Annotated in this window: 23 protein-coding genes; 12 read left to right on the top strand and 11 right to left on the bottom strand. The window is 72.7% G+C overall.

Going from position 1 to position 24,733, the window contains the following annotated elements; genetic code table 11:
- Window positions 1-2 precede the first annotated feature (2 nt).
- Window positions 3-1,316 carry a type 2 periplasmic-binding domain-containing protein gene (locus RAN62_RS23935; protein ID WP_305786983.1) on the bottom strand — a complete coding sequence of 438 codons (1,314 nt, stop codon included), beginning with the start codon at window positions 1,314-1,316 and terminating at the stop codon, window positions 3-5.
- Window positions 1,317-1,341: 25 nt separating this feature from the next.
- Entirely contained in the window at window positions 1,342-2,262 is a 921-nt protein-coding gene (locus RAN62_RS23930; protein ID WP_305786982.1) for a MurR/RpiR family transcriptional regulator, read from the bottom strand.
- 86 nt (window positions 2,263-2,348) lie between these two features.
- Here RAN62_RS23930 and RAN62_RS23925 point away from each other — a divergent pair, with 86 nt between their 5' ends.
- Window positions 2,349-3,242 (top strand): N-acetylglucosamine kinase, encoded by an 894-nt coding sequence (locus RAN62_RS23925; protein WP_305786981.1) that lies wholly within the window; start codon window positions 2,349-2,351, stop codon window positions 3,240-3,242.
- Here RAN62_RS23925 and RAN62_RS23920 read toward each other — a convergent pair.
- The 4 genes from RAN62_RS23920 to RAN62_RS23905 form a co-directional block, all read right to left on the bottom strand.
- On the bottom strand, window positions 3,190-4,017 hold the full coding sequence (locus RAN62_RS23920; RefSeq protein ID WP_305786980.1) for an alpha/beta fold hydrolase: 828 nt from the start codon (window positions 4,015-4,017) through the stop codon (window positions 3,190-3,192). The two genes, RAN62_RS23925 and RAN62_RS23920, sit on opposite strands and share 53 nt — an antisense overlap.
- 82 nt (window positions 4,018-4,099) lie before the next feature.
- Window positions 4,100-5,500, bottom strand: coding sequence for a serine/threonine-protein kinase (locus tag RAN62_RS23915; RefSeq protein WP_305786979.1), 1,401 nt, complete (start codon window positions 5,498-5,500; stop codon window positions 4,100-4,102).
- Window positions 5,497-6,690: an MFS transporter gene (locus RAN62_RS23910; protein WP_305786978.1), complete on the bottom strand. Its 1,194-nt coding sequence runs from the start codon at window positions 6,688-6,690 to the stop codon at window positions 5,497-5,499. Before RAN62_RS23910 ends, RAN62_RS23915 begins: the two co-directional genes overlap by 4 nt.
- Window positions 6,674-7,294, bottom strand: coding sequence for a CG0192-related protein (locus RAN62_RS23905; protein ID WP_305786977.1), 621 nt, complete (start codon window positions 7,292-7,294; stop codon window positions 6,674-6,676). Before RAN62_RS23905 ends, RAN62_RS23910 begins: the two co-directional genes overlap by 17 nt.
- A gap of 24 nt (window positions 7,295-7,318) precedes the next feature.
- Here RAN62_RS23905 and RAN62_RS23900 point away from each other — a divergent pair, with 24 nt between their 5' ends.
- The 5 genes from RAN62_RS23900 (at window position 7,319) to RAN62_RS23880 (ending at window position 12,291) form a co-directional block, all read left to right on the top strand.
- Window positions 7,319-8,242, top strand: a complete 924-nt coding sequence (locus RAN62_RS23900) for an AEC family transporter (protein WP_305786976.1) — start codon at window positions 7,319-7,321, stop codon at window positions 8,240-8,242.
- 56 nt (window positions 8,243-8,298) lie between these two features.
- Window positions 8,299-9,354, top strand: a complete 1,056-nt coding sequence (locus RAN62_RS23895) for an ABC transporter substrate-binding protein (protein ID WP_305786975.1) — start codon at window positions 8,299-8,301, stop codon at window positions 9,352-9,354.
- Complete coding sequence (locus RAN62_RS23890; protein ID WP_305786974.1) at window positions 9,351-10,148, top strand: ABC transporter permease; 798 nt, start codon at window positions 9,351-9,353, stop codon at window positions 10,146-10,148. Before RAN62_RS23895 ends, RAN62_RS23890 begins: the two co-directional genes overlap by 4 nt.
- A gap of 26 nt (window positions 10,149-10,174) precedes the next feature.
- Window positions 10,175-10,882 (top strand): ABC transporter ATP-binding protein, encoded by a 708-nt coding sequence (locus RAN62_RS23885; protein WP_305786973.1) that lies wholly within the window; start codon window positions 10,175-10,177, stop codon window positions 10,880-10,882.
- Between the two features lie 74 nt (window positions 10,883-10,956).
- Window positions 10,957-12,291, top strand: a complete 1,335-nt coding sequence (locus RAN62_RS23880) for an LLM class flavin-dependent oxidoreductase (protein WP_305786972.1) — start codon at window positions 10,957-10,959, stop codon at window positions 12,289-12,291.
- Here the strand turns inward: RAN62_RS23880 and RAN62_RS23875 are convergent.
- A complete protein-coding gene (locus RAN62_RS23875) occupies window positions 12,251-13,273 on the bottom strand; it encodes an LLM class flavin-dependent oxidoreductase (RefSeq protein ID WP_305786971.1) in 1,023 nt (340 codons plus the stop codon). The two genes, RAN62_RS23880 and RAN62_RS23875, sit on opposite strands and share 41 nt — an antisense overlap.
- 86 nt (window positions 13,274-13,359) lie before the next feature.
- Between RAN62_RS23875 and RAN62_RS23870 the strand changes: the two genes are divergently transcribed.
- Window positions 13,360-15,150: a glycoside hydrolase family 76 protein gene (locus RAN62_RS23870; protein WP_305786970.1), complete on the top strand. Its 1,791-nt coding sequence runs from the start codon at window positions 13,360-13,362 to the stop codon at window positions 15,148-15,150.
- A gap of 12 nt (window positions 15,151-15,162) precedes the next feature.
- Here the strand turns inward: RAN62_RS23870 and RAN62_RS23865 are convergent, their stop codons facing one another.
- The gene (locus RAN62_RS23865) at window positions 15,163-15,540 is read right to left on the bottom strand and encodes an alpha/beta fold hydrolase (RefSeq protein WP_305786969.1); all 378 of its coding nucleotides are present in this window, start codon (window positions 15,538-15,540) and stop codon (window positions 15,163-15,165) included.
- An 84-nt stretch (window positions 15,541-15,624) separates the two neighbouring features.
- Between RAN62_RS23865 and RAN62_RS23860 the strand changes: the two genes are divergently transcribed.
- The gene (locus RAN62_RS23860; RefSeq protein WP_305786968.1) at window positions 15,625-16,026 is read left to right on the top strand and encodes a winged helix-turn-helix transcriptional regulator; all 402 of its coding nucleotides are present in this window, start codon (window positions 15,625-15,627) and stop codon (window positions 16,024-16,026) included.
- Between the two features lie 76 nt (window positions 16,027-16,102).
- Here the strand turns inward: RAN62_RS23860 and RAN62_RS23855 are convergent, their stop codons facing one another.
- Window positions 16,103-16,723: a TetR/AcrR family transcriptional regulator gene (locus tag RAN62_RS23855; RefSeq protein WP_305786967.1), complete on the bottom strand. Its 621-nt coding sequence runs from the start codon at window positions 16,721-16,723 to the stop codon at window positions 16,103-16,105.
- 164 nt (window positions 16,724-16,887) lie between these two features.
- On the opposite strand from RAN62_RS23855, the gene RAN62_RS23850 reads away from it, so the two are divergent.
- Both RAN62_RS23850 and RAN62_RS23845 read left to right on the top strand, forming a co-directional pair.
- The gene (locus RAN62_RS23850; protein ID WP_305786966.1) at window positions 16,888-18,882 is read left to right on the top strand and encodes an FAD-binding oxidoreductase; all 1,995 of its coding nucleotides are present in this window, start codon (window positions 16,888-16,890) and stop codon (window positions 18,880-18,882) included.
- A gap of 38 nt (window positions 18,883-18,920) precedes the next feature.
- The gene (locus RAN62_RS23845) at window positions 18,921-21,170 is read left to right on the top strand and encodes a putative bifunctional diguanylate cyclase/phosphodiesterase (protein WP_305786965.1); all 2,250 of its coding nucleotides are present in this window, start codon (window positions 18,921-18,923) and stop codon (window positions 21,168-21,170) included.
- A gap of 65 nt (window positions 21,171-21,235) precedes the next feature.
- Here RAN62_RS23845 and RAN62_RS23840 read toward each other — a convergent pair whose 3' ends face one another.
- On the bottom strand, window positions 21,236-22,318 hold the full coding sequence (locus tag RAN62_RS23840) for a DICT sensory domain-containing protein (RefSeq protein WP_305786964.1): 1,083 nt from the start codon (window positions 22,316-22,318) through the stop codon (window positions 21,236-21,238).
- A gap of 99 nt (window positions 22,319-22,417) precedes the next feature.
- Here RAN62_RS23840 and RAN62_RS23835 point away from each other — a divergent pair, with 99 nt between their 5' ends.
- Both RAN62_RS23835 and RAN62_RS23830 read left to right on the top strand, forming a co-directional pair.
- Window positions 22,418-22,675, top strand: coding sequence for an ester cyclase (locus RAN62_RS23835; RefSeq protein WP_305786963.1), 258 nt, complete (start codon window positions 22,418-22,420; stop codon window positions 22,673-22,675).
- 184 nt (window positions 22,676-22,859) lie between these two features.
- Window positions 22,860-23,363, top strand: a complete 504-nt coding sequence (locus RAN62_RS23830) for a globin domain-containing protein (RefSeq protein WP_305786962.1) — start codon at window positions 22,860-22,862, stop codon at window positions 23,361-23,363.
- 7 nt (window positions 23,364-23,370) lie between these two features.
- Here the strand turns inward: RAN62_RS23830 and RAN62_RS23825 are convergent, their stop codons facing one another.
- Window positions 23,371-24,657 carry a nitric oxide synthase oxygenase gene (locus tag RAN62_RS23825; RefSeq protein WP_305786961.1) on the bottom strand — a complete coding sequence of 429 codons (1,287 nt, stop codon included), beginning with the start codon at window positions 24,655-24,657 and terminating at the stop codon, window positions 23,371-23,373.
- Window positions 24,658-24,733 lie beyond the last annotated feature (76 nt).

The raw sequence follows: 24,733 nt of genomic DNA, 5'->3' as shown, positions 1-24,733 counted from the left end.
GATCAGCCGGCGAGGGTCGAGGTGAGGTGCGCGTCGAACTCCGCGGCGGCCGCCGCCGGGGACTTGGCGCCGGAGGCGACGGACGAGAACAGCTGGTTCACGCTCTTGTCGCCCTCGACTGTCGGCCACTGCGCGGCGGCCGGCGTCGCCTTCGAGGTCAACGCGGCGGTGAAGAAGCCCTTCTGCTGCTCCGAGAGCGAAGGCTGCGCCGCCTGGATGCCCTCGGTGCTGTTCGGGATCCAGCCGTCGGTGCCGAAGACGTACTTGTCCTGCATCGCGGGGCTCGCGGCGATCTTCGTCCACTGGAGGGCGAGGTCGTGGTCGTCACTCTTGGTGGCGATGCCCCAGTCGGATCCGCCGAGCATCACGGGCTGGTTCTTCCCGGACGTGCCGGGCAGGGGGAACGTACCGATGTCCTCGGTCTTGATCTGGGGGTTGGCCTTCTGGATGAGGCCGATCGAGCCGGCCGTGGCCAGGATCGCGGACGTCTTTCCGTCGGCGAAGAGCTGCGTCTGATCCGGCGACAGCGTGTCCAGGGTGCGCGAGGCCGCCGTGGAGTAGGCGTTCTGGAACGTCTTGAAGTCGGCCAGGCCCTTCTGCGCCTCAGGGCTGGAGAAGCTGCCCTTCCACGAGGTCCCGCTCTGCGCAGCGATGGCACCACCGGCGTCCCAGACGAACTGCAGTCCGGCGTACCAGTACTGGCCGGGCAGATAGAACGGCGCGAAGTCGGCAGCCGGATTGGCGCCCTTCACCTTGTCGAGAGCGGAAGTCAGCTCGGCGTAGGAGGAGGGTGCCTGAGTGACTCCGGCCGCCGCCCACGTCTTCTTGTTGTAGATGACCGCCCGGGCGCCCGCGAAGCCCGGCACCGCGTAGAGGGCACCGTCCACGGTCGCCGGCTCCGCGAGACCCGCGAGCCACGTGCGGCCCTGCTGGAGATCGGCCTGGTACGGCGTCAGGTCGAGCAGTCCGCCGTTCGCCGCGTACCCCGGCACCTGGGTGTTGCCGAGATCGAGCACGTCCGGCGTGCCGGTGGTCGACAGCGCCGTACTGATCTTGGTGGTGATGCCCTCCCACTGCTGGATCTGCAGGTCGACCTGCGCGCCGGTGGCCTGGGTGAACGCGTCGTTGACGGCCTTGAGGGTGGGCTCGGTGTAGTCGCCGTCCATGACCCAGACGGTCAGGGTCTTGCCCTCGCCGCGGGTCGTCGGGACGGTGGCGGGCTCGCCGCTGCCGGTGGCGCCGGAGCCACCACTGCTGCAGGCGGTCAGGGTCGTCAGAAGGGCGGCGGTGGACAGGGCAATGACCGCACGGCGCATGGGGACTCCTGGGGGAAAGGTCGGATCAGGGCTTGCTCCGGCCGCGGTGGCGGGTCGGGTTCTTCTCGGGGAGCCGGTGGGCGTCGACCGCGCGCACGGTCAGCTCGAGGGCCTCGGCCGTGCGCTCGTAGGTGCGCTGAGCCACGGCGACATAGATCATGTCGAGGACCAGCAGCTGGGAGTGGAGGGCGGAGAGGGCCGCCAGCCGGAAGGTGGTCTCCTGCACGGCGGTCGTGAACACCACGTCGGCGACCTCGGCCAGCGGGGAGCGGCTGTAACTGGTGACGGCGACGGTGAGGGCCCCGTGATCGGCGGCCTCGGCGAGGGTCTCGATGACTTCCCGCGTACGCCCGGAGTGCGACAGCCCGATCGCGACGTCGCCGGGCAGCAGCAGGGCCGCGTTGGTGAGCGCGGTGTGGCTGTCGGTCCGGTGCCAGACGGGCACGCGGATGCGCTCGAGCCGGAAGGCCATCTCGCGCGCCGAGGTGCCGCTGCTGCCCAGTCCGAAGAGCTCGACCCGGGCGGCGCCGGCGATCGCGGCGGCGACCCGGTCCACGGCCGCCGGGTCGAGGGCGGCGGCGGTGTCGTGGATCGCGCGGGTGTCGGCGTTGGTGACCACGCCCAGCACGTCGGTCAGCGGATCGCCCGGGGCGATGTCGCCGCTGATGTCGGTCTCCCACCGCGCCTGCACGGCCCGGCCGGTCTCGGTCGCCACGGCCACGCGCAGGTTGGCGTAGCCCCGGAAACCGAGCGTGCGGCTGAACCGGGTCACGGTCGCCGTCGAGGTCCCCGAGCGCTCGGCCAGGTCGACGATGCTGGCGTTGGCCGCCGCCTCGGGATCGGCCAGAATGGTCTCGGCGATCCTGGCCAGGGCCTCCGGCATGCCCGGCCCCTCGATCCGCAGCCGCCCGAGCAGCCCGCCGCTCTCACCCGTCACGTCGGTCATCCTTTTCATCAATCTCCGTTGCCGATGAAAATTACGACCAACGCGTGAACTAGTCAACAACTTCTTTCTATGCTTCGATCTGCCCCATGGCCTTGGTGGTGGGAGTCGACGCCGGTGGCACCGCGTCCCGCGCCGTCGTGGCGACCAGCGCCGGCACGATAGTCGGGCGTGGACAGGCGGGCCCCGGCAACCCGCTCACCGCGGGCCCCGATCAGGCCGCGGCGGCGGTCGCCACCGCCGTGCGCACTGCCCTGCAAGGACACGACCCCGCAGCGGTACGCGCGGCGACGCTCGGCATCGCCGGCCCGGCCGCCATGTTCGCCCCGGCGCTGTCCGCCCTCGGCATCACCGCCCCGATCACGGTCGTCGGCGACGTGGTGACCGCCTTCGCCGCGGGCAGCTCCGCGGCGTCGGGGACAGTCCTGATCGCGGGTACGGGCGCCATCGCCGCCACCATCAGCGACCACACCGTGGTGCGGACGTCCGACGGGCTGGGCTGGCTCCTCGGCGACGAGGGCTCCGGCCGCTGGCTCGGCCTGCACGCTGTCCGCACCGCCGTCCGCGCCTGGGACACGCCCTTCGCCGCGCGGGTGGCGGCGCACGCGGGCGTGCCGACCGCCGACGCCATGGTCTACTGGGCGCAGGCCCTGCCCTGGGACAGCATCGGCGCCCTCGCCCCCCTGGTCTGCGCCGCCGCCCGGGCCGGTGATCCGCACGCCACGACCCTCGTCGCGGCGGCCGTCGGTCGTTTGGTGAGAACCCTCGACGACCTGCACGCCGACGGTCCCGTGGTGCTCGCCGGCGGCCTCCTCACCGGCGACACCCCCGTGCGCGACGGCGTCCTCTCCACCCTGCACGCGCGCGGCTGCCGGCCCCGGACCGCTCGTGACCCCGCCGCCGGAGCCGCCTGGCTGGCCGCCCGTCCGCTCAGCGACCTGTCACCGGCGGCCCTGCATGCCGCCCTTTCAGGTACGCCTTGATGGCCGCCACGGTCTCGGCGGGCGCGCTGAGATTCGGACAGTGGCCGGTCGCGTTCATGATGACCAGGGTGCTCTCCGGCAGTTGCGCGTGGACGTAGCGCCCGACCGCCTCCGGGGCGATCACGTCGTCGGTGCACTGCAGGATCAGCGCGGGGGTGCGTACCTGGGGAAGGTCTTGCCGGTTGTCCGACAGGAAGGTCACGTGCGCGAACTTCTTGGCGATCTCCGGGTCCGTGGCGCAGAAGCTGTTGACCAGCTCCAGGGCCAGCTCCGGCTGCTGGGGGTTGGCCATGATGATCGGGGCGATGACGCTCGACCAGCCCAGGTAGTTGCTGTCCAGCGACACCATCATCTCGTCGATGTCGGTGCGGCTGAACCCGCCGATGTAGTCGCCGTCGTCGATGTAGGACGGCGAGGGGCCGACGAGGATCAGGTCGGCGAAGCGCTCGGGCTCGCGGATCGCCGCCAGCATGCCGATCATCGCGCTGACCGAGTGGCCGACGAAGACGACATCGTGCAGGTCGAGCTCGTGGATGATCTCGAGCACGTCGGAGGCGTACCCGTCGAGCCGCGCGTAGCGGACGCTGTCATAGGCGCCGAGGTCCGAACGGCCCACCCCGACATGATCGAAAAGCACCAGCCGGTACGTGTCCGCGAAGTCCGGCGCCACGAACCGCCACATGTTCTGGTCGCAGCCGTAGCCGTGCGCGAACATCATCGGCTGCCCGTCCGGGCGTCCGGAGACCTGCAGCGCGTGCCGTTCGACGACTGACATGAGAAAGACTCTAAGACCGGGGCCTGCGCGATCACGCACTCTCTGTCCGTCGGTGGAAAGTGGACACCCGGCGCGGCGGAGGTCAGCCGCTGGTGGCCGAGGGGACGCCGGCGGCGCAGGTCACCGTCATGGTGAGGCGCGTGTTGCCGTGCTTGAAGGACACCGCCGGCGCCGGGCCGGCGGCTTTGTCACCGTCGATCACCTTGTACGGCTTGACGGCCGTCCACGAGAGGATCTGTGCCGTCTCGCGCGCCGGGCAGACGGCCCGCACCTCGCCGGCCTCCGACGACAGTGTGCGTTCCACCGGTGTCGGCGCAGTGGTCGCCCTCGGCGTCGGTGCGGTGGTCTTCGGGGCGGCGGGCGCCGGCTTGCGCGTCACGGCGTCTTTCGGGTCAGCGTCGCGCCGGGCCGGCTGCGTCCTGGCGGCGCGGGTGGACGACGGCTCGGCGACGCTGCTTTCCGCCGGGGCCACGATCCGGCTGGGCGCCGTGGCGGTCGCCGCCTCGTCGTCCGGGCGCAGGAACCAGGCCGTCGCCGCGGCCGCTCCCGCGAGGGCGAGGGCGGCGGCGACGTAGACCGCTGCCCGCCCCCGTCGAGGGGCGACAGGCACAGGCGCGGCGGGCGGCTCGGCCGTCGCCACCGGCAGGCCGGCGCCGTGCGCGAGCAGCGCCGCCGCTTCCCGCGCGCTCGGCCGGTCCGCCGGGTCCTTGGCCAGGCACCGGTTGCACAGGTCGGTCACGAGCTGCGGCACCTGGTAGATCGGCAGCAGCGGCGCCGGCTCCACGTACACGTGCGCGGTCAGCATCTGCGTCGTCGTCTCGGTGGTCCACGGGGAGTGGCCGGCGAGGAGGCGGTAGAGGAGCACACCGAGCGCGTACACGTCGGAGGCCGGCTCGACCGCGTCGTGCAGGAGCCGCTCGGGCGCCAGATAGGCGGGCGTGCCGAGCACCTCGAAGTCCGCGGCACCGGGCTCCGGCGGGCGGACCGCGGCGGCGATGCCGAAGTCGACCACCTTGGCGCCGGTCTCGGCCAGCATCACGTTGGCCGGCTTGATGTCGCGGTGGGCCAGGCCCTCGGCGTGCGCCGCGGCGAGGGCGGCCGCCACCTCCGCGCACACCCGCAGGGCGAACCGGGGCAGCACCGGGCCCTCGTTGAGCCGCTGGTGCAGGGTCCGGCCCCGGATCAGCTCCATGACGACGAAGGGCACGGTCACGCCGCCGATGACCGTCTCGCCGTAGTCGTACACCTGGGCGATGTTGGGGTGGGAAAGAGCCGCCGCGGTGCGCGCCTCCTGACGCACGCGCAACCGCGACTCGGGGTCGCCGGCGTAGTGCCCGGCGAGGATCTTCACGGCGACGGCCCGGCCGAGCACGTCGTCCCGGGCCTCCCACACGACGGCCATGCCACCCGCACCGACCGGCCCGGCCAGGCGGTAGCGGCCACCGAGCAGGGCGCCCGGCCCGAGAGATCCATCGCCGTTCATCGTTGGGAGTCTGCCAGAAGTGGTGTCCCCGGCACGTACCGGAGGAGCACCGCGGCCGCCAGGAGGCCGACCAGGCCGGAGACGACGATGCCGCCGGCCAGGCCCGCGAGGCCGGTCACCGCGGCGAGGATCACCGGGCCGAGGGAGGCGCCGCCGTCGGACAGTTCGCGCCACACGCCGAGGAAGGTGGGGCGGCCGATCGCGGGTGCGCTGTCCGCCCCCAGCGTGTTGTTGATGCCGGAGCCGAAGCCGTTGCCCAGGCCGATCACCACGGCGACGACACCGAGGGTGAGTGCCGAGCCGGTCAGGGGCAGGGCCAGGAAGCCCAGGCCCATGATCAGCGTGCACGGGACCGCGACGGCGCGCCGGCCCCAGCGGTCCATGACCAGTCCGGCCGGGTAGAACACCAGGGCCTCGACGACTCCGGAGATGCCGAAGAGCAGCGACGCCGTGCCGGGGTCGAGGTGCAGGTGCTCGGCCCAGAGCGGCACCACGACCTGCCGGGTCTGCCGGATCGCGGAGAGCAGGAGCACCCCGAGACCGAGCGTGGCCAGCGTCCGCCAGTGGTCGCGCACGATCGCCACGGTGGAGACCGGGCTCGGGGCGGCCGCGCGGGCCGCGAGGTCGGGCAGCGCGTACACGATGGCGCCGCAGCCGGCGATCGCGACCAGGGCGAGCAGGTACGCGCCGGCGAGGCCGCCCAGCGCGATGGCCCCCGCCCCGGCGAACGCGCCCGCGAAGGCGCCGATCCGCACCACGCCGCCGAGGGTGGACATCGCCCGCGCGCGCTTGCCGAAGGGCACGATCTCGGTCAGGTACGACTGGCGGGCCAGCTGGAACACCGCCCCGGACATGCCCAGCACCAGCACCCCGGCGGCGAACAGCCACAGCCCCGCGTCGAGCAGGCACAGCCCGAGCCCGGCGACCGTGAGCCCGGTGGCGCCGATCATCACCCGCCGCTCGCCGTGGCGGGTCGTCAGCACGCCGGCGGGGATGTTGGCCACGATCGAGCCGATCCCCATGAGCGCCACGACCAGCCCGGCGACGGCGACCGACGCCCCGCGCTGCACGGCGCTGAGCGCGACCACCGGCGCGACGGCCCCGGACGAGATCCCGTAGAGCAGCGAGGGACCGTACGCCGGGACCGCGACCGAGCGGAGCCGGAACTCGGTCTTATCGGAGGCGGGCAAGGACGACCGGCACTTCCTGTCCGGACCAGCAGGCGGTCAGCACGCCGGCGTCGGCCGGGTCGACCGCGGTCGTGGGCACCCGGTTGAGGCTGATCGTCACCGTGTCGGTGGTGATGACGGTGGGCTCGCCGTCCTCGACCCCGGTCACCGCGGTGGGCGCGGCCACGTCGGCGCCGCTGCCGGTCAGCTTGGTGTCGGTCTCGCGGGGCACCCGCTCGCCGTCGATCTCGAACTCCTCGACCGCCTGGTGCCCGGCCGCCCGGATGATCGCGGCCAGCTGGGCGGCGTAGACCGGGTCGCCCGCCGCGTCGTAGACCCAGCGGGTGCCCAGCACGGAGTGTTCGGTGGTGCCGACCAGCCATTCCTCGGCGCCCTCGAGCGGCGCGCCGCGATAGGTGAGCGGGACGTGCCAGACGAGCCCGTCGCCCGTACCCACGAGCATGGTCTCGAGGCCGACCTCGCCGGCCGGATCGTCGAAGCGGGCCGCCGCGACCCGGACCAGGGCCGGGGCGGCGGGCCCGTCGTACCAGGGCCGGCCGGGCAGCCAGGCGGCGACCAGGTCGAGCTTGCCGGGATTGATCTGAGCCTTGTGAAGGAGCGCCATGCCCGGAAGATTAGTGTGCGAGAGGTGATCTCCGCTTTCACCGGCTTCGCGCTCATCGGCGGGATCGTGCTGGTGGGCTGGATCCTGCGCCGCTGGGGCCGGCTGCCCGAGCACAGCGAGGCGGTCCTGGGCCGGGTGAGTTATCTGGCCCTCGCGCCGTGCCTGCTCTTCGCGGGCGTGGCCGGCGCCGACCTGGGCCTGCTCTTCAGCGAGCCGCTGCTGGTCTCGACGGCGGCGGCGCTGCTCTGCTTCGCGCTCTTCGCCGTGACCTTCCGGCGGCTCGAGCGGCCGGCGCGGGTGCTGGGCGCCATGGCGGGCGGCTACACCAACGCGGGCAACATCGGCATCCCGGTGGCGACCTATGTGCTGGGCGACCCCACGCTCGTCGTGCCGGTCATCGTGCTGCAGACGCTGATCCTCATGCCGCTGACGATCATCCTGCTGGAGATGAGTCTCACCGGCCGGGCCGAGTGGCGGGCGGTGCTCACCGCGCCGTTGCGCAATCCGATGACGATCGCGGTGCTGCTGGGGCTGGTGGCCAATCTCACGGGGGTGACGCTGCCGGGCGTACTCGCCGATCTGGTCTCCACGATCGGCGCCGCCGCCGTGCCCGTGGTCCTCATCGCCTTCGGCATGTCCCTGTCGGGCCGCCGGGTGCTCGACGCCGGCCCGGACCGCCGCCCGGCGCTCGCCTCGGTCGCCCTCAAGGTCACCGTCATGCCCGCGCTGGCCTTCCTGCTGGGCGTCGCGCTCGGCCTGACCCACGACCAGGTGTACGCGGTGACGGTGCTGGCCGCGCTCCCGGCCGCCCAGAACGTCTTCCTGCTCGCCCAGCGCTCGGGCGTCGCGCTGATCCTGGTCCGCGACGCCGTCTTCGCCTCGACGATCGCCTGCGTGCCGGTGCTGCTGCTGATCTCCTTCCTCTTCACGAGTGTCTCAATCCGTTAAAGCATAGTTGACCTATAGGAGATGGAGGCTGAGCCTGGAGGCACGGAGGTATTGACGTGACTCTTTCCCTGAACCGCAGAGCACTCCTGGCCGCCGGCGCCGGCGCGGCCTTCCTGAGCCTGACCGGCTGTGGCGGCGACGGCCCCGCCGCGACCCTGGCCGTGACCGCGGCCCTGCCCGACAAGGTGCCGGGCGGCACCAAGCTGGTCGTCGGGGACAAGGAGCATCAGAAGGCGCTCGAGTTCTCCGGCGAGGCGGACAAGTTCGACTTCGAGGTGCAGTGGGCCAACATCAGCGGCGGCCCGCAGACCATCGAGGCCTTCCGGGCCCAGGCGCTGGACCTCGGGTCCGTCGCCGACATCCCGCCGATCCACTCGCACTGGACCGGCATCCCGACGAAGATCGTGGCGGCGAAGTTCCGCCAGGACCCGCTCCGCCACGCGATCTATCGGTTCGGCATCGCCCCCGGAGTGGCCGTGCGGGAGCTGAAGGACTTCCGCGGCAAGAAGGTCGCCTACAGCCCCGGGCAGGCGCAGGGCGCACTGGTCCTGCGCGCGCTGCACAAGGCCGGGCTGACCAAGCAGGACGTGCAGCTGGTCGAGCTGTCCAGCACCAACGACGTCTACGTCACGGCGCTGGCGAGCCGGCAGGTCGAGGTGGCGCCCATCGGCGGGGTGCAGATCAAACGCTACGAGACCAAGTACGCCCGGGACGGCGCCACCACGATCGCGCACGGCCTGCGGGACGACCCCGGCCACCTGTACGCCCCGGAGACCGTGCTGCTGGACGCGGGCAAGGCGGCGGCCATCCGTCAGTACGTGCAGGCGTGGGCCCGGGCGTGGCGGTGGCGCGAGGCGAACCCGGACGAGTGGATCGAGCGCTACTACGTCAAGGACCAGGGGCTGACCGCCGCCGACGGCCGATGGATCGTGGACAACGCCGGGGTCGCGGACATCCCGGCGAGCTGGACCGAGGCGATCGGCCGCCACCAGGAGACGATCGACCTGCTGGCCCAGGAGACGAACAACAAACCCCTCAAGGCCGAGGACCTGTACGACCGCCGCTACGAGCGCATCGCCGCCGACGCCCTCGCCGCCGCGGGTGTGTCGTGAGCCTGCTGAGCCCGCACCGGCGCCGCCTCGGTCCCGGCCGGCCGATCCCGCTCGGCGCCGCGCTGGGCCCGGTCCTGCTGCTCGCGATCTGGTCGGTGGCCTCGGCGCTGGGCTGGCTCGACCCGCGCACCTTGTCGGCGCCGTGGACGGTGGTCACCACCACCGGCGACCTGATCGCGGACGGCCGGCTGCAGGACAACCTGGCCATCTCGTCGCAGCGGGCCGGTCTCGGGCTGCTCTTCGGGGTGGCCATCGGCACGGTCCTCGCGCTGATCTCGGGGCTGAGCCGCTGGGGCGAGGCGATCCTCGACGGCCCGATCCAGATCAAGCGGGCCATCCCGTCGCTGGCACTGATCCCGCTGCTGATCCTGTGGCTGGGCATCGGCGAGGGCATGAAGGTCACCACGATCACGCTCGGCGTCTTCGTGCCCGTCTACATCCACACGCACAACGGGCTGCGCGGCATCGACAGCCGGTACGTGGAGCTGGGCGAGAGCCTGCGGTTGCGTACGGGCACGTTCCTGCGGCGCATCGTGCTGCCCGGGGCCCTGCCCGGCTTCCTGCTCGGGCTGCGCTTCGCGGTCGTCAACGCGTGGCTGGCGCTGGTGGTCGTCGAGCAGATCAATTCCACGAGCGGGATCGGATACATGATGGAGCTGGCCCGCGAGTACGGCCAGACCGACATCATCGTGGTCGGCCTGGTGCTCTACGGCGTCCTCGGGCTGCTCTCCGACGGCGCCGTCCGGCTGGTGCAGAGGAGGGCCCTGACATGGCGGCGCACGCTGGCGGACTGAAGGCTGACGCGGAGGATGGCCCCGACATGGCGGCGCACGCCGGCGGATTGATGACGGACCCGGCGGTCCGGGTCGAGGGGCTGTCGCGGGGCTTCGGCGCCCGGACCGTACTCGACGATCTGGATCTGACGATCGGCCAGGGTGAGTTCGTCGCCCTGCTCGGGCGCAGCGGGTCGGGCAAGAGCACGCTGCTGCGCGCGCTGGCCGGGCTGGACCGCGACGTCACCGGCTCGGGCGCCGTCCGGGTGCCACGCAGCCTGTCCGTGGTCTTCCAGGACGCCCGCCTGCTCCCCTGGCAGCGCGTGCTCACCAACGTCGTGCTGGGCCTGCGCGGGGCGGACGCCGCGCTGCGGGGCCGGGCGGCGCTGGCCGAGGTGGGCCTGGAGGGCCGTGAGCAGGCGTGGCCCAACGAGCTCTCCGGCGGCGAGCAGCAGCGGGTGGCCCTGGCCCGGTCGCTGGTGTCCGAGCCGCAACTGCTGCTGGCCGACGAGCCGTTCGGGGCGCTCGACGCGCTGACCCGGATCAGGATGCACGGGCTGCTGCGCGAGCTGTGCGCACGGCACCGGCCGGCGGTGCTGCTGGTCACGCACGACGTGGACGAGGCCGTCACGCTCGCCGACCGGGTGCTCGTCCTCGACGACGGCCGGATCGCGATCGACCAGCGCATCGACCGGGGGCAGTCGGCGACGGCCCATCGGGAGTCGCTGCTCGCCGCGCTGGGGGTGGCCGCATGAGAAACGCGCTGGGGGTGGCCGCGTGAGAAACGCGCTGGGGGTGGCCGCGTGAGAAAGCAGCTGGGGGTTGTCGCATGAGTACGTTGCACCTCAACGCGTTCCTCATGGGAGTCGGGCATCACGAGGCGGCGTGGCGGCTGCCCGAGAGCGACCCGTTCGCGATCACCGATGTGGGGCATTTCCAGCGGCTGGCGCAAATCGCCGAGCGCGGCAAGCTCGACTCGATTTTCCTGGCCGACAGTCCCGTGCTGTTCACCAACATCGGGCGGCGACCCGCGGGCACCCTCGAGCCGACCGTGCTGCTGACCGCGATCGCCGGGGCGACCGAGCGGATCGGGCTGATCGCGACCGCGTCGACGACCTACAACGAGCCCTACAACCTGGCCCGGCGGTTCGCGTCGCTCGACCACGTGAGCGGCGGCCGGGCCGGCTGGAACATCGTCACCACGGCCGGGGTCGATGCCGCCCGCAACTTCAACCTGACCGAGCTGCCGGCTCACAGCGACAGGTACGCCCGGGCCGCCGAGTTCGTCGACGTGTCGCTCAAGCTCTGGGACAGCTGGGACGAGCACGCCCCGCTCGGCGACAAGGAGTCCGGCACGTGGGGCGACGAGAGCCTGCTTCGCCCGCCGCGCCACGAGGGCCCGTACTTCCGGGTCGAAGGGCCGTTGACCGTCCCCCGCTCGCCGCAGGGCCGGCCGCTGCTCGTGCAGGCCGGATCCTCGCAGGACGGGCGGCACCTCGCCGCGCGCTACGCCGAGGCGGTGTTCACGGCGCAGCAGACTCTCGCCGAGGCGCAGGACTTCTCCCGCGACCTCAAGCGGCGGGCGGCCGAGCTGGGCCGCGACCCGGACACCGTGAAGATCCTGCCCGGCATCGTGCCCGCCATCGGCGCCACCGAGGCCGAGGCGCTCGCGCTGGAGGAGGAGCTGGACCGGCTGATCAAACCGGAGTACGCGCTGCGGCAGCTCGCCACCACGCTGAAGGTCGACCCGGCCGAGCTGCGGCTGGACCGGGAGCTGCCGGAGGACTTGCCGCCCGAGGACGAGATCGAGGGCGCGAAGAGCCGTTACACGCTCATCGTGACGCTGGCCCGGCGCGAGCGGCTGACCGTACGGCAGCTCATCGGGCGCCTCGGCGGCGGGCGCGGGCATCGGACCTTCGCCGGCACGCCCGAGCAGGTCGCCGACGCGATCGAGGAGTGGCACCGGCTCGGCGCGGCCGACGGCTTCAACATCATGCCGCCGGTGCTGCCCTCCGGGCTGGAAGCCTTCGTCGACCACGTCGTGCCGATCCTCCAGCGGCGGGGGCTGTTCCGCACGGAGTACACCGGCACGACGTTGCGGGACCACTACGGGCTGCCGGGGCTCAGCGCAGCAGTGGCAGCAACTGGTCGCCCTGGCGCTTGATCTCGGGCAGGTACGGCGTGTCGGAGAGCACGAAGTGCGTGATCCCCAGCTCGGCGTACCTCCGCAGGGAGCGGGCCACGTCCTCGGCCGAGCCGACCAGCCAGGTCGTGCCCGCTCCCCTGCCCCCGGCTCGCCCCGGCGCCGTGTAGAGGTTGTCGTCCAGCACGTCGCCGCGCCGGTTCAGGTCGAGGAGGCGCTGCTGGCCGACCGCGCGGAACGCGTTCTCGTGCGCGCCGGCCAGATCGGCCACCTTGGCCTCCGCGTCGGTCCAGGCCTGCTCGGTGGTGTCCCGCACGAAGGTGGTCACCCGCAGGCCGAATTCCAGCGGCGCGTGCTCACGGCCGAGCTCACGCTCCAGCGCCCGCAGGCGTTCGATTCTTTCCCGTACGCCGGCCAGCGGCTCGCCCCAGAAGAGCTGCACGTCGGCCTCGGTCGCGGCCACCCGCTCGGCGGCCTCCGACGCCCCGCCGAAGTAGAGCCGCGGTTGCTTGAAGGGCCGGGGCACCACCGTCGAGTCGCGGACCCGGAAGTGCTCGCCCTCGTAGGTGACGTTCTCCTGCGTCCACAGTCTCCTGGTGAGCTGCAGGAACTCCTTGGTCCGGGCGTAGCGGTGGGCCTGGTCGCCCTCGCTGTCCCCGTACGCCGCCAGATTGTCCTGCCCCGACACGATGTTGATCAGCACCCGGCCCTCGGACAAGTGCTGCAGGGTCGCCGCGGCCGACGCGAAGTGGGCCGGTTGCCAGTAGCCGGGCCGGATCGCGATCAGCGGCTTGAAGGTCGTGGTGCGCGCGGCGAGGGCGGTCGCCACGGTGAAGGTGTCGGGCCGGCCCCAGCCGGTGCCGAGCAGGGCGCCGCCCCAGCCGTGCTCCTCGAGCGCCAGCGCCTGGGTCGTCAGGGTGTGCAGGCTGTTGTGGTCGGCGGCGACGTCGTCGCCCCGGTGTCCGGGCCGGTTCTGATTCGGGATGTACCACAGGTATTCCATACCCCTACGGTAGGCTTTGAACCGGTAAACATTGTCATATTTCGATTAAGGGCGTAGCTTCACGATCACGTCGAAGGAGCACCCCCATGCACATGCTTCGATTGCTGATCCCCGTTCTCGTCGCCGCGCTCACCGGCCCGGTCATCGGCCCGGTCACCGCCTCGGCCGCGACCCCGGCCGTGTGCTCCCTCCACTGCGACACGCTGGATCCCGCCCGGGCGCAGCAGGACACGTTCCCCGTTCCCGACAAGGTGCAGAACGGCCGCCGGATCGCGCTGCACGTGTCCGAGGCCGACGTCATGGCGTGGGCCAGCATCGACAACGGCACGGCGGACGACGCGGTGTGGCTCGACCGCAGCTGGGACGGCGGCGCCACGTGGGAAGGCCTGCTTGGCCAGGCATCGATCCCGGGCACGTGGACCGGCACGCGCACGCTCATGTACAACCTGGCCGACCCGGCGCACCACCGCCGCGGGCTGCTGCGGGCCTGCGGGGACGCGGGCGGCGTGCAGTGCACCGACTGGTTCCGGCCCCAGGCGTGCGATGTGGCCTGCGACGGCGCCGCCCCCGTGACCGGCGACACGCAGCCGGTGCCCGCCACGACGCTCAGCGGGCGCACGATCGCGCTGCACGCCGACACGCGCGGCATGATGTGGGCCACCATCGCCGGCGGCGCGGCCGGGGACGAGGTCTGGCTGGACCGCACGTGGGACGAGGGCGCCACCTGGGAGATGAAGGGCCGCACGACCGGCACCCGGACGGCGCTGTTCGCGGCCCGCGACCCCAAGCTGCTTCTGTACGGCGGAGCCCTGCGCGCCTGCGGCCGAGCGGTGACCGGGAACAACGGCAGTTGCACGGCGTGGGCGCGTCCGGCCGGTGACCGGGCCGCCGCGGCTGCCGACGCGCTCATGTGGGCGTACCAGCCGGACACCGCGTGGTGGCCGTCGAGCTGGTGGAACTCCGCCGATGCCGTCACCGCGGTCATGGCCTGGATGCAGCGCACCGGGCGCACCGACTACCGCTGGATCGTCGACCGCACGTTCACCGTCAACCAGGCCGCCTTCCCGGCCGGCGTGAAGAGCAGCGACGCCATCGAGGGCCACTTCATCAGCCGCGCGGTCGACGACGCGGCCTGGTGGGGCCTGGCCTGGACCCAGGCGTACGACCTGACGGGCGACCGGCGCTACCTCGACGAAGCGGTCACCATCGCGACCTACGTGCACGGCTTCTGGGACACGTCGACGTGCGGCGGGGGCGTGTGGTGGGACCGCGAGCGGACGTACAAGAACGCGGTCACCATCGGCCTGTACGTGCGCCTGACCGCGAGCCTGCACAACCGGATCGCCGGCGACACCACGTGGCTGAACCGCGCCGTGGCGGGCTGGAACTGGTACACCGCGAGCGGCATGATCAACTCATCCAACCTGGTTAACGACGGCCTGACCGGCTCGTGCGCGAACAACAACGGCACGGTCTACTCGTACAACCAGGGTCTGGCCGTCGGCGCGGCGGTCGAGCTCTACCGCGCCACCGGCAGCACCACCGTCCTGGCCCGCGCCCGAGCCCTGGCCGACGCCGCGATCGCCCGCCTGACCACCAACGGCATCCTCACCGAGTCGTGCGACACGGGCACCAGCACCTGCGACGACAACGCCAAGGAGTTCAAGGGCATCTTCATGCGCCACCTCCTCGACCTCGCCGATGTCACCGGCCAGGCCACCTACCGCACCTTCGCCCGCACCCAGGCCGACGCCGTCTGGTCCGCCGGCCGCGACCCCCTCAACCGGCTGGGCCAGCGCTGGACCGGCACCACCCCCAACCCCCGCGACTGGCGCACCCAGGCCTCAGCCCTCGGCGCCCTCATCGCCGCAGGCTGACTCACGCCTGGGTCAGCAGGGCCGCGACGGCCTCGGGAGCGACGACCATGAGCGCGTGCGGCCCGTCGATCTCGAAGTATCGACCCGCCACCCGCTCTCCAGCCGCGCGATCCGGCCGGGGACCCGATCCGCCACTCCCGTCACGACGCCCCCGCCGTAGCTGTGCCCGACGAGCACCACCTCGGTCAGATCGTCGTACGTCAGGATGTTGCTGACGTCGCGCACGTGCGTCTCCAGGTCGACGTCCGCGGTCAGCAGATGCACCCGGTCACCCTCGCCGGTCAGGCTCGGGGTGTGGACGGAGTGCCCCTCGGCCTCCAGCAGCCGGCGCACCTTCCGCCACACCCATCCGCCCAGCCCGGCCCCGGCCACCAGTACGTACGTGGTCATCGCGTCTCTCCTCCCGATCGCTGGGACGACGCTATCCACGCAGGTCAGGGGCGGGAAGAACGCACTTCGAGGTAAGGTCGTCCGATGCGTGGGCCGGCCCTGCCGCCCGAGGTCTTCGCCGCCGACTGCGAGGGGCGGCCGGTTTTCGACTCCCTCACCAGCCGGTGGGCGGTCCTGGTGCTGGGCGCCCTGCGGGTCCGGCCGCACCGGTTCGCGGAGCTGGCGGGCGGCATCCAGGGCGTCAGCGAGAAGATGCTCGCCCAGACGCTGCGCACCTTGACCCGCGACGGCTTCGTGCGGCGGTCGGTGACCGGCACCGTGCCGATGCAGACCACGTACGCTCTGACGGAGCTCGGCGCCGAAGTGACCCCGCAGGTGGTGGAGCTCGCCCTCTGGGTCCGCCGCCACGCCGGCGACATCCGGGCGGCCCGGGCAGCCCACGACACCGACCGGCCGATCCCGCCGGCCGTGGCCAACCGCCGCTAGGGTCCGTCCCGCGGATCAAGGCGGCCGCCGCCGGGCCCAGCTTCCGCCTCGCGGCGCGGTGCGGAGGGCCCGGGGTTCACTCGGAGCCGGCGAGGTAACGGGTCACCATGTCGATCAGCTCGCTCTCGAAGGTCTCGACCGCGGGCGCGTGCGGGTCGGCCATGAGACGGTGGGTGTTGATCTCGACCGTGAAGTTGATGAGGTTGGCGGCGGTGTCGAGGTCGCGGACGCGGACGTCCGGGTGGCGGGCGAGCAGGTCGCGGACCTGGGCCACGCGGAGCTTCTGGTGGCTGTCGATCGTGTCGAGGAGCTCCTGGGAGAGCGGCGCCTCCTCGATCATGATGCGGAGCAGGCGGGGATCGTCGCGGTGGTGGTCGATCGCGTCGCGGACCAGGGCGCGGACGGTGGCCTTGAGGCTGCCCGGGGACAGGTCGAGCCGGTCCGCCTGGGCCCAGGCGCCGCGATCGATGTGCTGGATGAGCAGCGCGGCGAGGATGGCGTCCTTGTTCGGGAAGTACTGGTAGAGCGAGCCGATGGAGATGCGGGCCCGCTCGGCGATGCGATTCGTGGTGCCGGCGGCGTAGCCGTGCTCGGCGAAAACGTGAGCAGCCGCGGTGAGGATCCGCTCGCGGGTGAGCTCGGCGCGCACCTGCGAGGGCTTGCGACGTGGCTGAAGACGGCGATCGTCAGCGGGCATGCGGCGCTCCTCCGGGGCGGGCAAAAGCGAGTAGCCAAAGACCTGAGCTATTACTCACAATAGTGCCATGAACTGCGAGAACAAGAGCGCGTGCCCCGGCGCGGCAGCTCGTTCATCGGCTACTGGCGCCTCGGCCGGTCCGCCCCCGGCCGTGAGGAGAACCCGTGCGGCTCACCTCCGCTGATCAGATCGAGTCGGTCGTCGGCAAGCCGGCCGCCATGATCATGCTCAAGACCATCACGTTCCTCGACGACGGCTGCCGCGCGGTTCTCGCCCGGAGCCCGGTCGCCGCGTTCGGCTACCGCGACGCCGGCGGCACGAGCCACACCACCTTCATCGGCGGCGCGCCGGGCTTCGCGCGGGTGCTGTCGCCCACGCGCATGTCGGTTCCGGGGGCCGGCGACGCGTACGGTCCGGTGTCGTTCTTCTTCCTGCTGCCCGGCGTGGGCGAGGTCCTGCGGGTCAACGGCACGATGAGCGGGACGACGGTCCAGATCCAGGAGGCGTACGTCCACTGCGCGCAAGCCGTCCTGCGGGCCGGCCTGTGGGAGCCGCCCGCCGGGGCACCACCGGCGGCGGAGATCGCGGGCGACGGGCCGCTCCGGGCGCCCGGGGTGGCCGGCTTCCTGGCGGCGGCGCCCTTCCTCGCCCTCTCCACCTGGGACACCGAGGGTGGCTCGGACACCAGCCCGCGCGGCGACCAGGGGGCGGTGGCGCGGATCCTCGACGGCCGCACGCTCGTCATCCCCGACCGCCGGGGCAACAAGCGCACCGACACGCTGCACAACCTCGTGCGGGACGACCGGCTGTCGCTCGCGGCGCTGGTTCCGGGGCGCAGCGGCGTGCTGCACGTACGCGGGCGGGCCGCCGTCACCGACGACCCGGCGCTGCTGGCGACGCTGGCCCTGCGGGGCCTGCCCCCGCACCTGGCCCTGCTCGTCGACGTCGAGCACGCGGAGGTGACCGCCAGCGACGCCGTGTCCCGGGCCCGGTTGTGGAGCCCCGGCGCGCACCTCGGGCTCGGCCCGGCGCCGGACCTGCTGGCGATGGGCGGCGACCACCTCGCGATCGGGTCGGCGCGGCCCCTCGTGAAGAAGCTCCTCGCCGTTCCGGGCGTGTCCCGGCTCATGCGCCTGGCCATGAACAGGGCCTACCGCTCGGGGCTGCGCAAGGAGGGCTACGACGCGGTCACCCTGCCGACCGCCCGCACCGGCCCCGCGGTGCCAGATCCCCTGCGGGAGGTACGCCTCACCGAGGTGCGCCGGGAGACGCCGAGCACCGTCACCCTCGTGCTCGAGGACGACCGCCCCTTCGACTTCCGCCCCGGCCAGTACTTCACGCTCGTCACCGACATCGACGGCCGGCCGGTGCGGCGCGCGTACTCGGCCTCGTCGGCGCCCGGCTCACCCCGGCTCGAACTGACCGTCAAGCGGGTGGCGGACGGGCGCTTCTCGGGTCACGTCCACACCGCGCTCCGCCCCGGGGACCGGGTCGCGGTGCTGGGCCCGTCCGGCACCTTCCACCCCGCCGCCGACGATCTCGTGCTCGTCGCGGCGGGCAGCGGCATCACCCCGATGATGAGCATGATCCGGGCCGCGACGACCGGCCGGATCGCCCTGCTCTACAGCAGCCGCACCGAGGACGAGATCATCTTCGCGGACGAACTGGCCCGGCTGGCTCGCGAGCGCCCGGGACGGCTGTCGGTCACCCACGTGCTCAGCGCGCGCGACGGGCGGCTCGGCGCGGAGGGCGTACGCCGGTGGGTCGCGAGCCTGACGACGAAGCCGGAGACGCACTATTACGTCTGCGGCCCGGACGCGCTGACGGACACGGTCCAGGGCGTGCTGGGCGAGCTCGGGGTCCCGGACGAGCTGGTGCACAGCGAGCGTTTCCTCGGTGCCGCCAGCGCGGAAGCGACGACCGAGCCGCAGAAGATGACTGTCGGCGCCCTCGGCCCGGTGGTGGTCGAGCCCGGGCAGACGCTGCTCGACGCCGGGCTCGACGCCGGGCTGGAGATGCCCTTCTCCTGCACGGTCGGAAGCTGCGGGGAGTGCGTCATGCGCCTGCGCAGCGGCCGGGTGACGCCGCCCGCCCCGGACGACCAGGTGCGGACCTGCGTGAGCAGCCCGCTGTCGGAGGTCGCGCTCGACCCGCTCTGAGTTCTTTGCTCCCGGCCCCCGATGCCGAACAGACAGACATGGCAGACGTGCACAAGCGCCCCTCCCGGTGGCTGACGGCGGCCGTGTGGGGCGCGGGAGTCCTGCTCAGCTCGATTCTTGTGCAATCCGTCACCGGCTGGGGCGGCGACGCCCTCGCGCAACTGCTCAACAACTCGGCGCAGCTGCCGGTCACCGCGCTGACCGCGGCGCTCGGGCTGAGGCTGGTGCTGCGCGGCGGGCTGGACTCCCGGGAGCGCCGGGCCTGGCTGCTGCTGGAGGTGTCCTTCCTGCTGCAGGTCGCCGGGAACGGCGCCTCGCTGATCCAGCACCTCGGCGGCGGCCCGATCAGCTTCCCCAGCGTGCCCGATCACATGTTCCTCCTGGCGATCCCGTTCGTGGTCGCCGGGCTGCTGCTCCTGCCGGCCGAGCGCCGGAGCCGCACCGACCGCCTCAAGCTGCTGATCGACGCGCTGATCGTCGTGGCGGGCGCCTGCATGGCCCTCTGGTACGTGGAGATCGGCCCGCTGCTCGAGGTGCCCGGCGTCGACCCGGTGGTGATCGCCTTCTCGGCCGGCGTGCCGGTGCTCGACCTGCTGCTGGTCTTCGCCCTGATCACGCTGGTCCTGCGCCGTCCCGAGGCGGGGGCGGCGGTCGGGCTGCTGGGCGCGTCCATGGGCCTCAAGGTGGTCGCCGACAGCAGCTACACCATCGCCCTGGTGCAGTTCGGGGTGTTCTTCGGCCCCGGCGACTGGCCGTTCCTGCTGTGGGCGGCGGGCACCTTCTTCTCGCTGCTCGCCGTGTACCGCCGCATGGTCCCGGGCGCTTCGGCGCAGGAGGGGCGCGGGCGCCGGGGGCGGGTCAGCTGGCTGCCGTACGGGGCGATCGCGTTCGCGTACGCGCTGCTGGCGTTCGTGGCCCGGGAGCAGTCGCTCTATCCCCTCGGCGGGATGATCCTGGGCGCCGTGGTGCTGACCGCGCTCGTGATCGCCCGGCAGGTGTTCGCCCAGCGCGAGAACCGCCGCCTGGCCGTCACCGACCCGCTCACCGGGCTGTCCAACCGGGCGCTCATCACCGAGAGCCTGGCCGGGCTGACCCGCCAGCCGGTGCGCGACGGCCGGCACGGCGCCGTCCTGCTCATCGACCTCGACCGGTTCAAGCCGATCAACGACGCGTACGGGCACGACGCCGGCGACGCCGTCCTCCTGGGCGTGGCGGCGGCGCTGCGGGCCGTGATCCGGTCGGGCGACACCGCCGGGCGCCTCGGCGGCGACGAGTTCGCCGTCGTGCTGCCCGCGCTGCCGAACCGGGCGGCCGCCGAGGGCATCGCCCAGCGGCTGGTCGACGCCCTGCGCACGCCGGTCGTCTTCGGCAACCAGCTGCTCCACGTCGAGGCCAGCGTCGGCGTCGCCTTCCACGAGGAGGGCGTCCTGGACGCGGAACAGTTGCTGGCGCACGCCGACGTCGCCATGTACGCGGCCAAGCGGGCCGGCCGCGGGCACTACCGCGTCTACACCCCGGACCTCGACACCCGCGCCCGCGACGCCGAGCTGTGGCGGGCCGTCGAGAACAACGAGCTGGTCGTGCACTTCCAGCCCGTGGTCGACCTGTCCGGCGGCGACTGCGTCGCGGTCGAGGCCCTCGTCCGCTGGAACCACCCGGAGCGCGGCCTGCTCTACCCCGGCGCCTTCATCGAGCTGGCCGAGGAGACCGGCGCGGTCATCCCGATCGGCGAGTGGGTGCTGCGCGAGGCCTGCCGCCAGGCGGCCCCGTGGCCCGTCAAGCTGAGCGTCAACCTCTCCGCCAAGCAGGTCGTCCAGCCCGGGCTGGTCGAGACGATCGGCGGCATTTTGGACGAGACCGGCTTCCCGGCCGAGCGCCTGGTGCTGGAGCTGACCGAGAGCGTGGTGCTGCAGCCCGACGAGCAGACCGTGGCCCGCCTGAGCGAGCTGCGCGACCGCGGCATCGGCATCTCGATCGACGACTTCGGCACCGGCTACGCCGCGCTCAACTACCTGCGGACCCTGCCGGTCAGCGTGCTGAAGATGGACCGCTCCTTCGTCTCGGCCATCGACACCGACCCCGACGCGTACGCGATCGCGGACGCCGTGGTGCGGCTCGCCCACGCGTACCGGCTCAAGGTGGTCGCCGAGGGCATCGAGACCGCCGGGCAGGCCCGGTGCCTGGTCGAGATGGGCTGCGTCTACGGCCAGGGCTACCACTTCGCGCGGCCGATGCCGGGCGAAGCGCTCGCCGACTTCCTGGCGCCGGCCCGGCCCGGCGGTCACTGACGCGCGGCCCGGCGGTCACTGACGCGCGGCCCGCGAGCCGCCCGGTCCCGGACGCCCGGCCGCGGTCACTCCGGGCCGGGCTCGGTCACCTTCGCCACCGGGACGCCCTCCGCGACCGCCCACCGCAGCGCCTGCCGCACGTCCTCCCCCGGCAACGGCCGCCGCCGGGTCACCGCGACCGCCACCGTCGCCGTGGCGGGCAGGAACGCGTTGTGGGCCGCGGCCTCCGCCAGCTGAACATTGACCCGCTGGGCCAGCTGCACGGCGTCGTCGCCGGAGAGACCCGGGATCAGCACCAGGAACTCGTCCTCGTCCACCCGCGTCACCCGCCCCGCCGCCCCGGCCAGCTCGCCGAGCATCGTCAGCATGCTCTCGTCGCGCATCGCCGCCGTCCGCCGCCCGGCCTGCGCGGGCAGCCGATGCGCCGCCGGTACGCGCACCCCGAGCATCGCCACGGGCAGAACTCCCGACGCGGTCACCCCCGACTCGCCCGACCAGTCCCGCACCTCCTCGCTCGTGGCGAACCGCGCCTCGGCCTCCCGCGCCGGCGGCCGGCTCCGCCCCGAGCGCCCGGCCATGTGCCGGAACATCGCGTCGGCCCGGCTCTCGCCCGGTGTCGCCGGCACCTCGCGCACCCGAGCCACCACGGCGTCCATCGTCGCGGCAGTCGCCGGCGGCAGCCGGTCACCGAGGGCCCGCCGCAACCGCAGGAACTCGTGCAAGGCATCGTCCCGGCGGATGCTCCACCGCCCGTCGAACAACCGGCCCGCCTCCAGCGTCTCCGCGCCCGCGTCGACGGTCTCCCGGTCGTGCGCGACGAGCGTGGCCCCGAACCGCGGGGTGAGCACGACGACCGTCCACTCCCGCGCGAGCGGCTCCCGCTGGTCCAGCGGCACGAGCACGGTGCCCGCGGGCCGATCCACCGCCGGATCCCCGCCGACGGCCGCCACGACCGTGACCGCGGCCCGCTCGGCGATCCGCTCGTAGACCCGGCGTTCATGGCTCAGATAGGGCACCCGCTGGAAGAGCGCCACCACGGCCATCGGCCCGTCCTCGGCGGCCGCGAGGGCCGCCCGCTCGATCGCGTGCGACACCGCCACGAGGAGACTCTTGGTGGTCTGGCTTCCCGTTCCCGCAGCATCCGGCACCCGCGCAGCCTAGGCACCGCCCGGCGGGCCCGCGACCCCGGCCGGCAAGGCGCAGTCGCAGCCATCACACGCGGAGGCGACCTCGCATCCAAGGAGGCGGTGCCCGACCTGACGTGGGACATCCAGGAGCTCCTGGTCGACGGCGATCGGGCGGCCGTCCGGCTGATCGACTCGGGCACTCCGATCGCGTCGTGGCTCGGGCTGGAGCCGACCGGCGCGGCCGTCTCGTTCGCGGAGACCGCCGTTTACGAGCTCCGGGACGGGCGGCTGACGGCTATGACGTTCCTCGTCGACCTCGCCGGGCTGCGGCATCAGCTCGCCGGTCAGAAAACCGTCCGGTGGTCGAACATTTCGTGAAGCGGGCGGCCGTGCTGTCGCGACGAATGGAGCGGCCACAGGGGACGGTCGGCCGGGGTCGTCTGTGCGGCCTGTGACCGATGGTGGGCGCAGGCGACCGAAACAATAACGACTCCGCCGGTAGTCCACCAAATAGGCCGGTACCGATGCTGCGGGTGCAAACCGGGCACGTTAGGTTGGTCCGATGATCGAGTCTGGACCCCGCGATTCACGTTACGCGTCGGGGGCCGTGCCCGGGGCGCCCCGGCGACACGGTCCGCACCGCCGTCCCTCCGCCGAGGCGATGCGCATCGTGCAGAGCACCGCGGGCGCGGTCGCCGATCGGCCGGTCGTGCTGGCCGAGGCGTTCTACCGGCACCTGTTCGAGCTGGTGCCGGAGACCCGGAGCATGTTCCCGCCGGACATGACGGCGCAGAACGAGAAGCTGTGCCGCGCGCTGCTCGACGGGATCCGGGCGCTGACCGAGCCCGACCGCTACGCGCACGACATGGAGCGCATGCTCGGCATGCTGGGCGCGCACCACGCGCGCTACTACGGCGTCCAGCCCGAGCATTATCCGTACGTCGGGCACGCCCTGGTCCGTGCGGTGCGCGACCTGACCGGTGACTGGAGCGTGGCGACCAGCTCCGCCTGGATCTGGGTCTACGACTGGATGAGCGCCCACATGCTCGGTGACGCCGCCCCGTGAGCCCGTCTCAGGCCGGGTCTCCACGGTGGAGGTCCGGCCGGTAGGGCAACGGCAGTTCGCCGGTGTCGGCCCCGTGAAAGGGGCATCCGGCGGCCACGGGCGCCGCGGGCTCGATGCCGCGGGAGAGCAGCCGGGCGCCCTCGTCCAGATAGAAGTTGGGCTTGAGGTCGGCCTCGTGGAAGTAGCGGTGGAAGACCGGTGTCGCGGCGCCGGAGATGGGCGGCACGATCCAGCTCCAGTCGGCGGGCACCAGCCGGCCGGCCTTCTGCTCGCGGGCGACGTGGTCGAGGAAGCGCGCCGACTCGGTGTGGTGGTCGGTCATCTTGACGCCGGCGATGTCGTAGGAGTGGAGCACCGCCCGGTTGAGCTCGACGAGCGCCCGGTCGCGCCACAGTGTCCGCTCGCTGCTCGTGTCGAGGCCCAGCTGCTGGGCGATCAGGGGCAGCAGGTTGTAACGGTCCTTGTCGGCGAGGTTGCGCGCGCCGATCTCGGTGCCCATGTACCAGCCGTTGAAGGGGGCGAAGGGATAGTGGACGCCGCCGATCGTCAGCCGCATGTTGCTGACGGCAGGCACCGCGTACCACCGGAGGCCGAGCCGGGCGAACCACGGGTGCTCCGGGTGGACCAGGGGCACCTCGAGCACCGCGCTGGGCGGCAGGTCGTAGAGGCGTACGCCCTCGTCGGGGGTCTCGATCGCCAGCGGGAGCACGTCGAACGGGGTGCCCGCGCCCTTCCAGCCCCGCGCCTCCATGGCCGCGGTGAAGCCGGTCAGCGCCGGGTCGCCGACGACCGCCCCGTCGAAGGCGCGATGCCCGGCGTAACGGATGAGCTGGTCGTTCCACAGCCGCGGGTAGGGGCGGCCGGGCACGGCCTGCGGGAAGACGCTGATCACCGGCCGGATGGCGCCGCCCCGGCGCGCGTGCCGGCCACCCGGCCGCGCCTCGGCGCCGCTCGCGATCTCCAGATGCCGGACCAGCGCCGCGTAGATGTCGGGGGACGAGTGGCAGTCGCGCCGGTCCTGCACCACGAGGCTGCGCCAGTAGAGCCGGCCGATGCACCGGCTGGCGTTGCGCCAGGCCAGCTTGGCCCCGTACGCCAGCTCCTCCGACGTGTGCACATAGGTGCCCGTGGCGTCGATCGCCGCCCGCACCGCCGCCAGCCGGGGGCCGACCGGGCCGGTGTCCGGGTTCTCCGCGTGAAACTGGAACAGGAAGTCCTCGGCCTCGCCGGCGTCGGCCGGGGCGTCCGCGTCCCATTCGGCGACCGGGTGGTCCCGATATCCGGGCGTGCCCACAGGTCGCCTCCCCTTCCGCCCGGAAAGATCGACAGTCCGGGACGGTGACGAGGTTAGATACGTCCGGCGATGAGAG

It is taken from the genome of Symbioplanes lichenis (assembly GCF_030709675.1).
GTDB classification, from domain to species: Bacteria; Actinomycetota; Actinomycetes; order Mycobacteriales; family Micromonosporaceae; genus Actinoplanes; species Actinoplanes lichenis.
Note: the sequence above shows the minus strand (reverse complement) of the source record. Positions and strands in the feature narration are given on the sequence as shown.

Bases quoted from the DNA above. Each gene is read 5' to 3' on its own strand.
- RAN62_RS23865 (WP_305786969.1), bottom strand. From the start codon at position 15,540: ATGACCACGTACGTACTGGTGGCCGGGGCCGGGCTGGGCGGATGGGTG.
- RAN62_RS23855 (WP_305786967.1), bottom strand. From the start codon at position 16,723: ATGCCCGCTGACGATCGCCGTCTTCAGCCACGTCGCAAGCCCTCGCAG.
- RAN62_RS23920 (WP_305786980.1), bottom strand. From the start codon at position 4,017: ATGTCAGTCGTCGAACGGCACGCGCTGCAGGTCTCCGGACGCCCGGAC.
- RAN62_RS23915 (WP_305786979.1), bottom strand. From the start codon at position 5,500: ATGAACGGCGATGGATCTCTCGGGCCGGGCGCCCTGCTCGGTGGCCGC.
- RAN62_RS23880 (WP_305786972.1), top strand. From the start codon at position 10,957: ATGAGTACGTTGCACCTCAACGCGTTCCTCATGGGAGTCGGGCATCAC.
- RAN62_RS23830 (WP_305786962.1), top strand. From the start codon at position 22,860: ATGATCGAGTCTGGACCCCGCGATTCACGTTACGCGTCGGGGGCCGTG.
- RAN62_RS23860 (WP_305786968.1), top strand. From the start codon at position 15,625: ATGCGTGGGCCGGCCCTGCCGCCCGAGGTCTTCGCCGCCGACTGCGAG.
- RAN62_RS23875 (WP_305786971.1), bottom strand. From the start codon at position 13,273: ATGGAATACCTGTGGTACATCCCGAATCAGAACCGGCCCGGACACCGG.
- RAN62_RS23870 (WP_305786970.1), top strand. From the start codon at position 13,360: ATGCACATGCTTCGATTGCTGATCCCCGTTCTCGTCGCCGCGCTCACC.
- RAN62_RS23925 (WP_305786981.1), top strand. From the start codon at position 2,349: ATGGCCTTGGTGGTGGGAGTCGACGCCGGTGGCACCGCGTCCCGCGCC.
- RAN62_RS23885 (WP_305786973.1), top strand. From the start codon at position 10,175: ATGGCGGCGCACGCCGGCGGATTGATGACGGACCCGGCGGTCCGGGTC.
- RAN62_RS23930 (WP_305786982.1), bottom strand. From the start codon at position 2,262: ATGACCGACGTGACGGGTGAGAGCGGCGGGCTGCTCGGGCGGCTGCGG.
- RAN62_RS23905 (WP_305786977.1), bottom strand. From the start codon at position 7,294: ATGGCGCTCCTTCACAAGGCTCAGATCAATCCCGGCAAGCTCGACCTG.
- RAN62_RS23845 (WP_305786965.1), top strand. From the start codon at position 18,921: ATGGCAGACGTGCACAAGCGCCCCTCCCGGTGGCTGACGGCGGCCGTG.
- RAN62_RS23935 (WP_305786983.1), bottom strand. From the start codon at position 1,316: ATGCGCCGTGCGGTCATTGCCCTGTCCACCGCCGCCCTTCTGACGACC.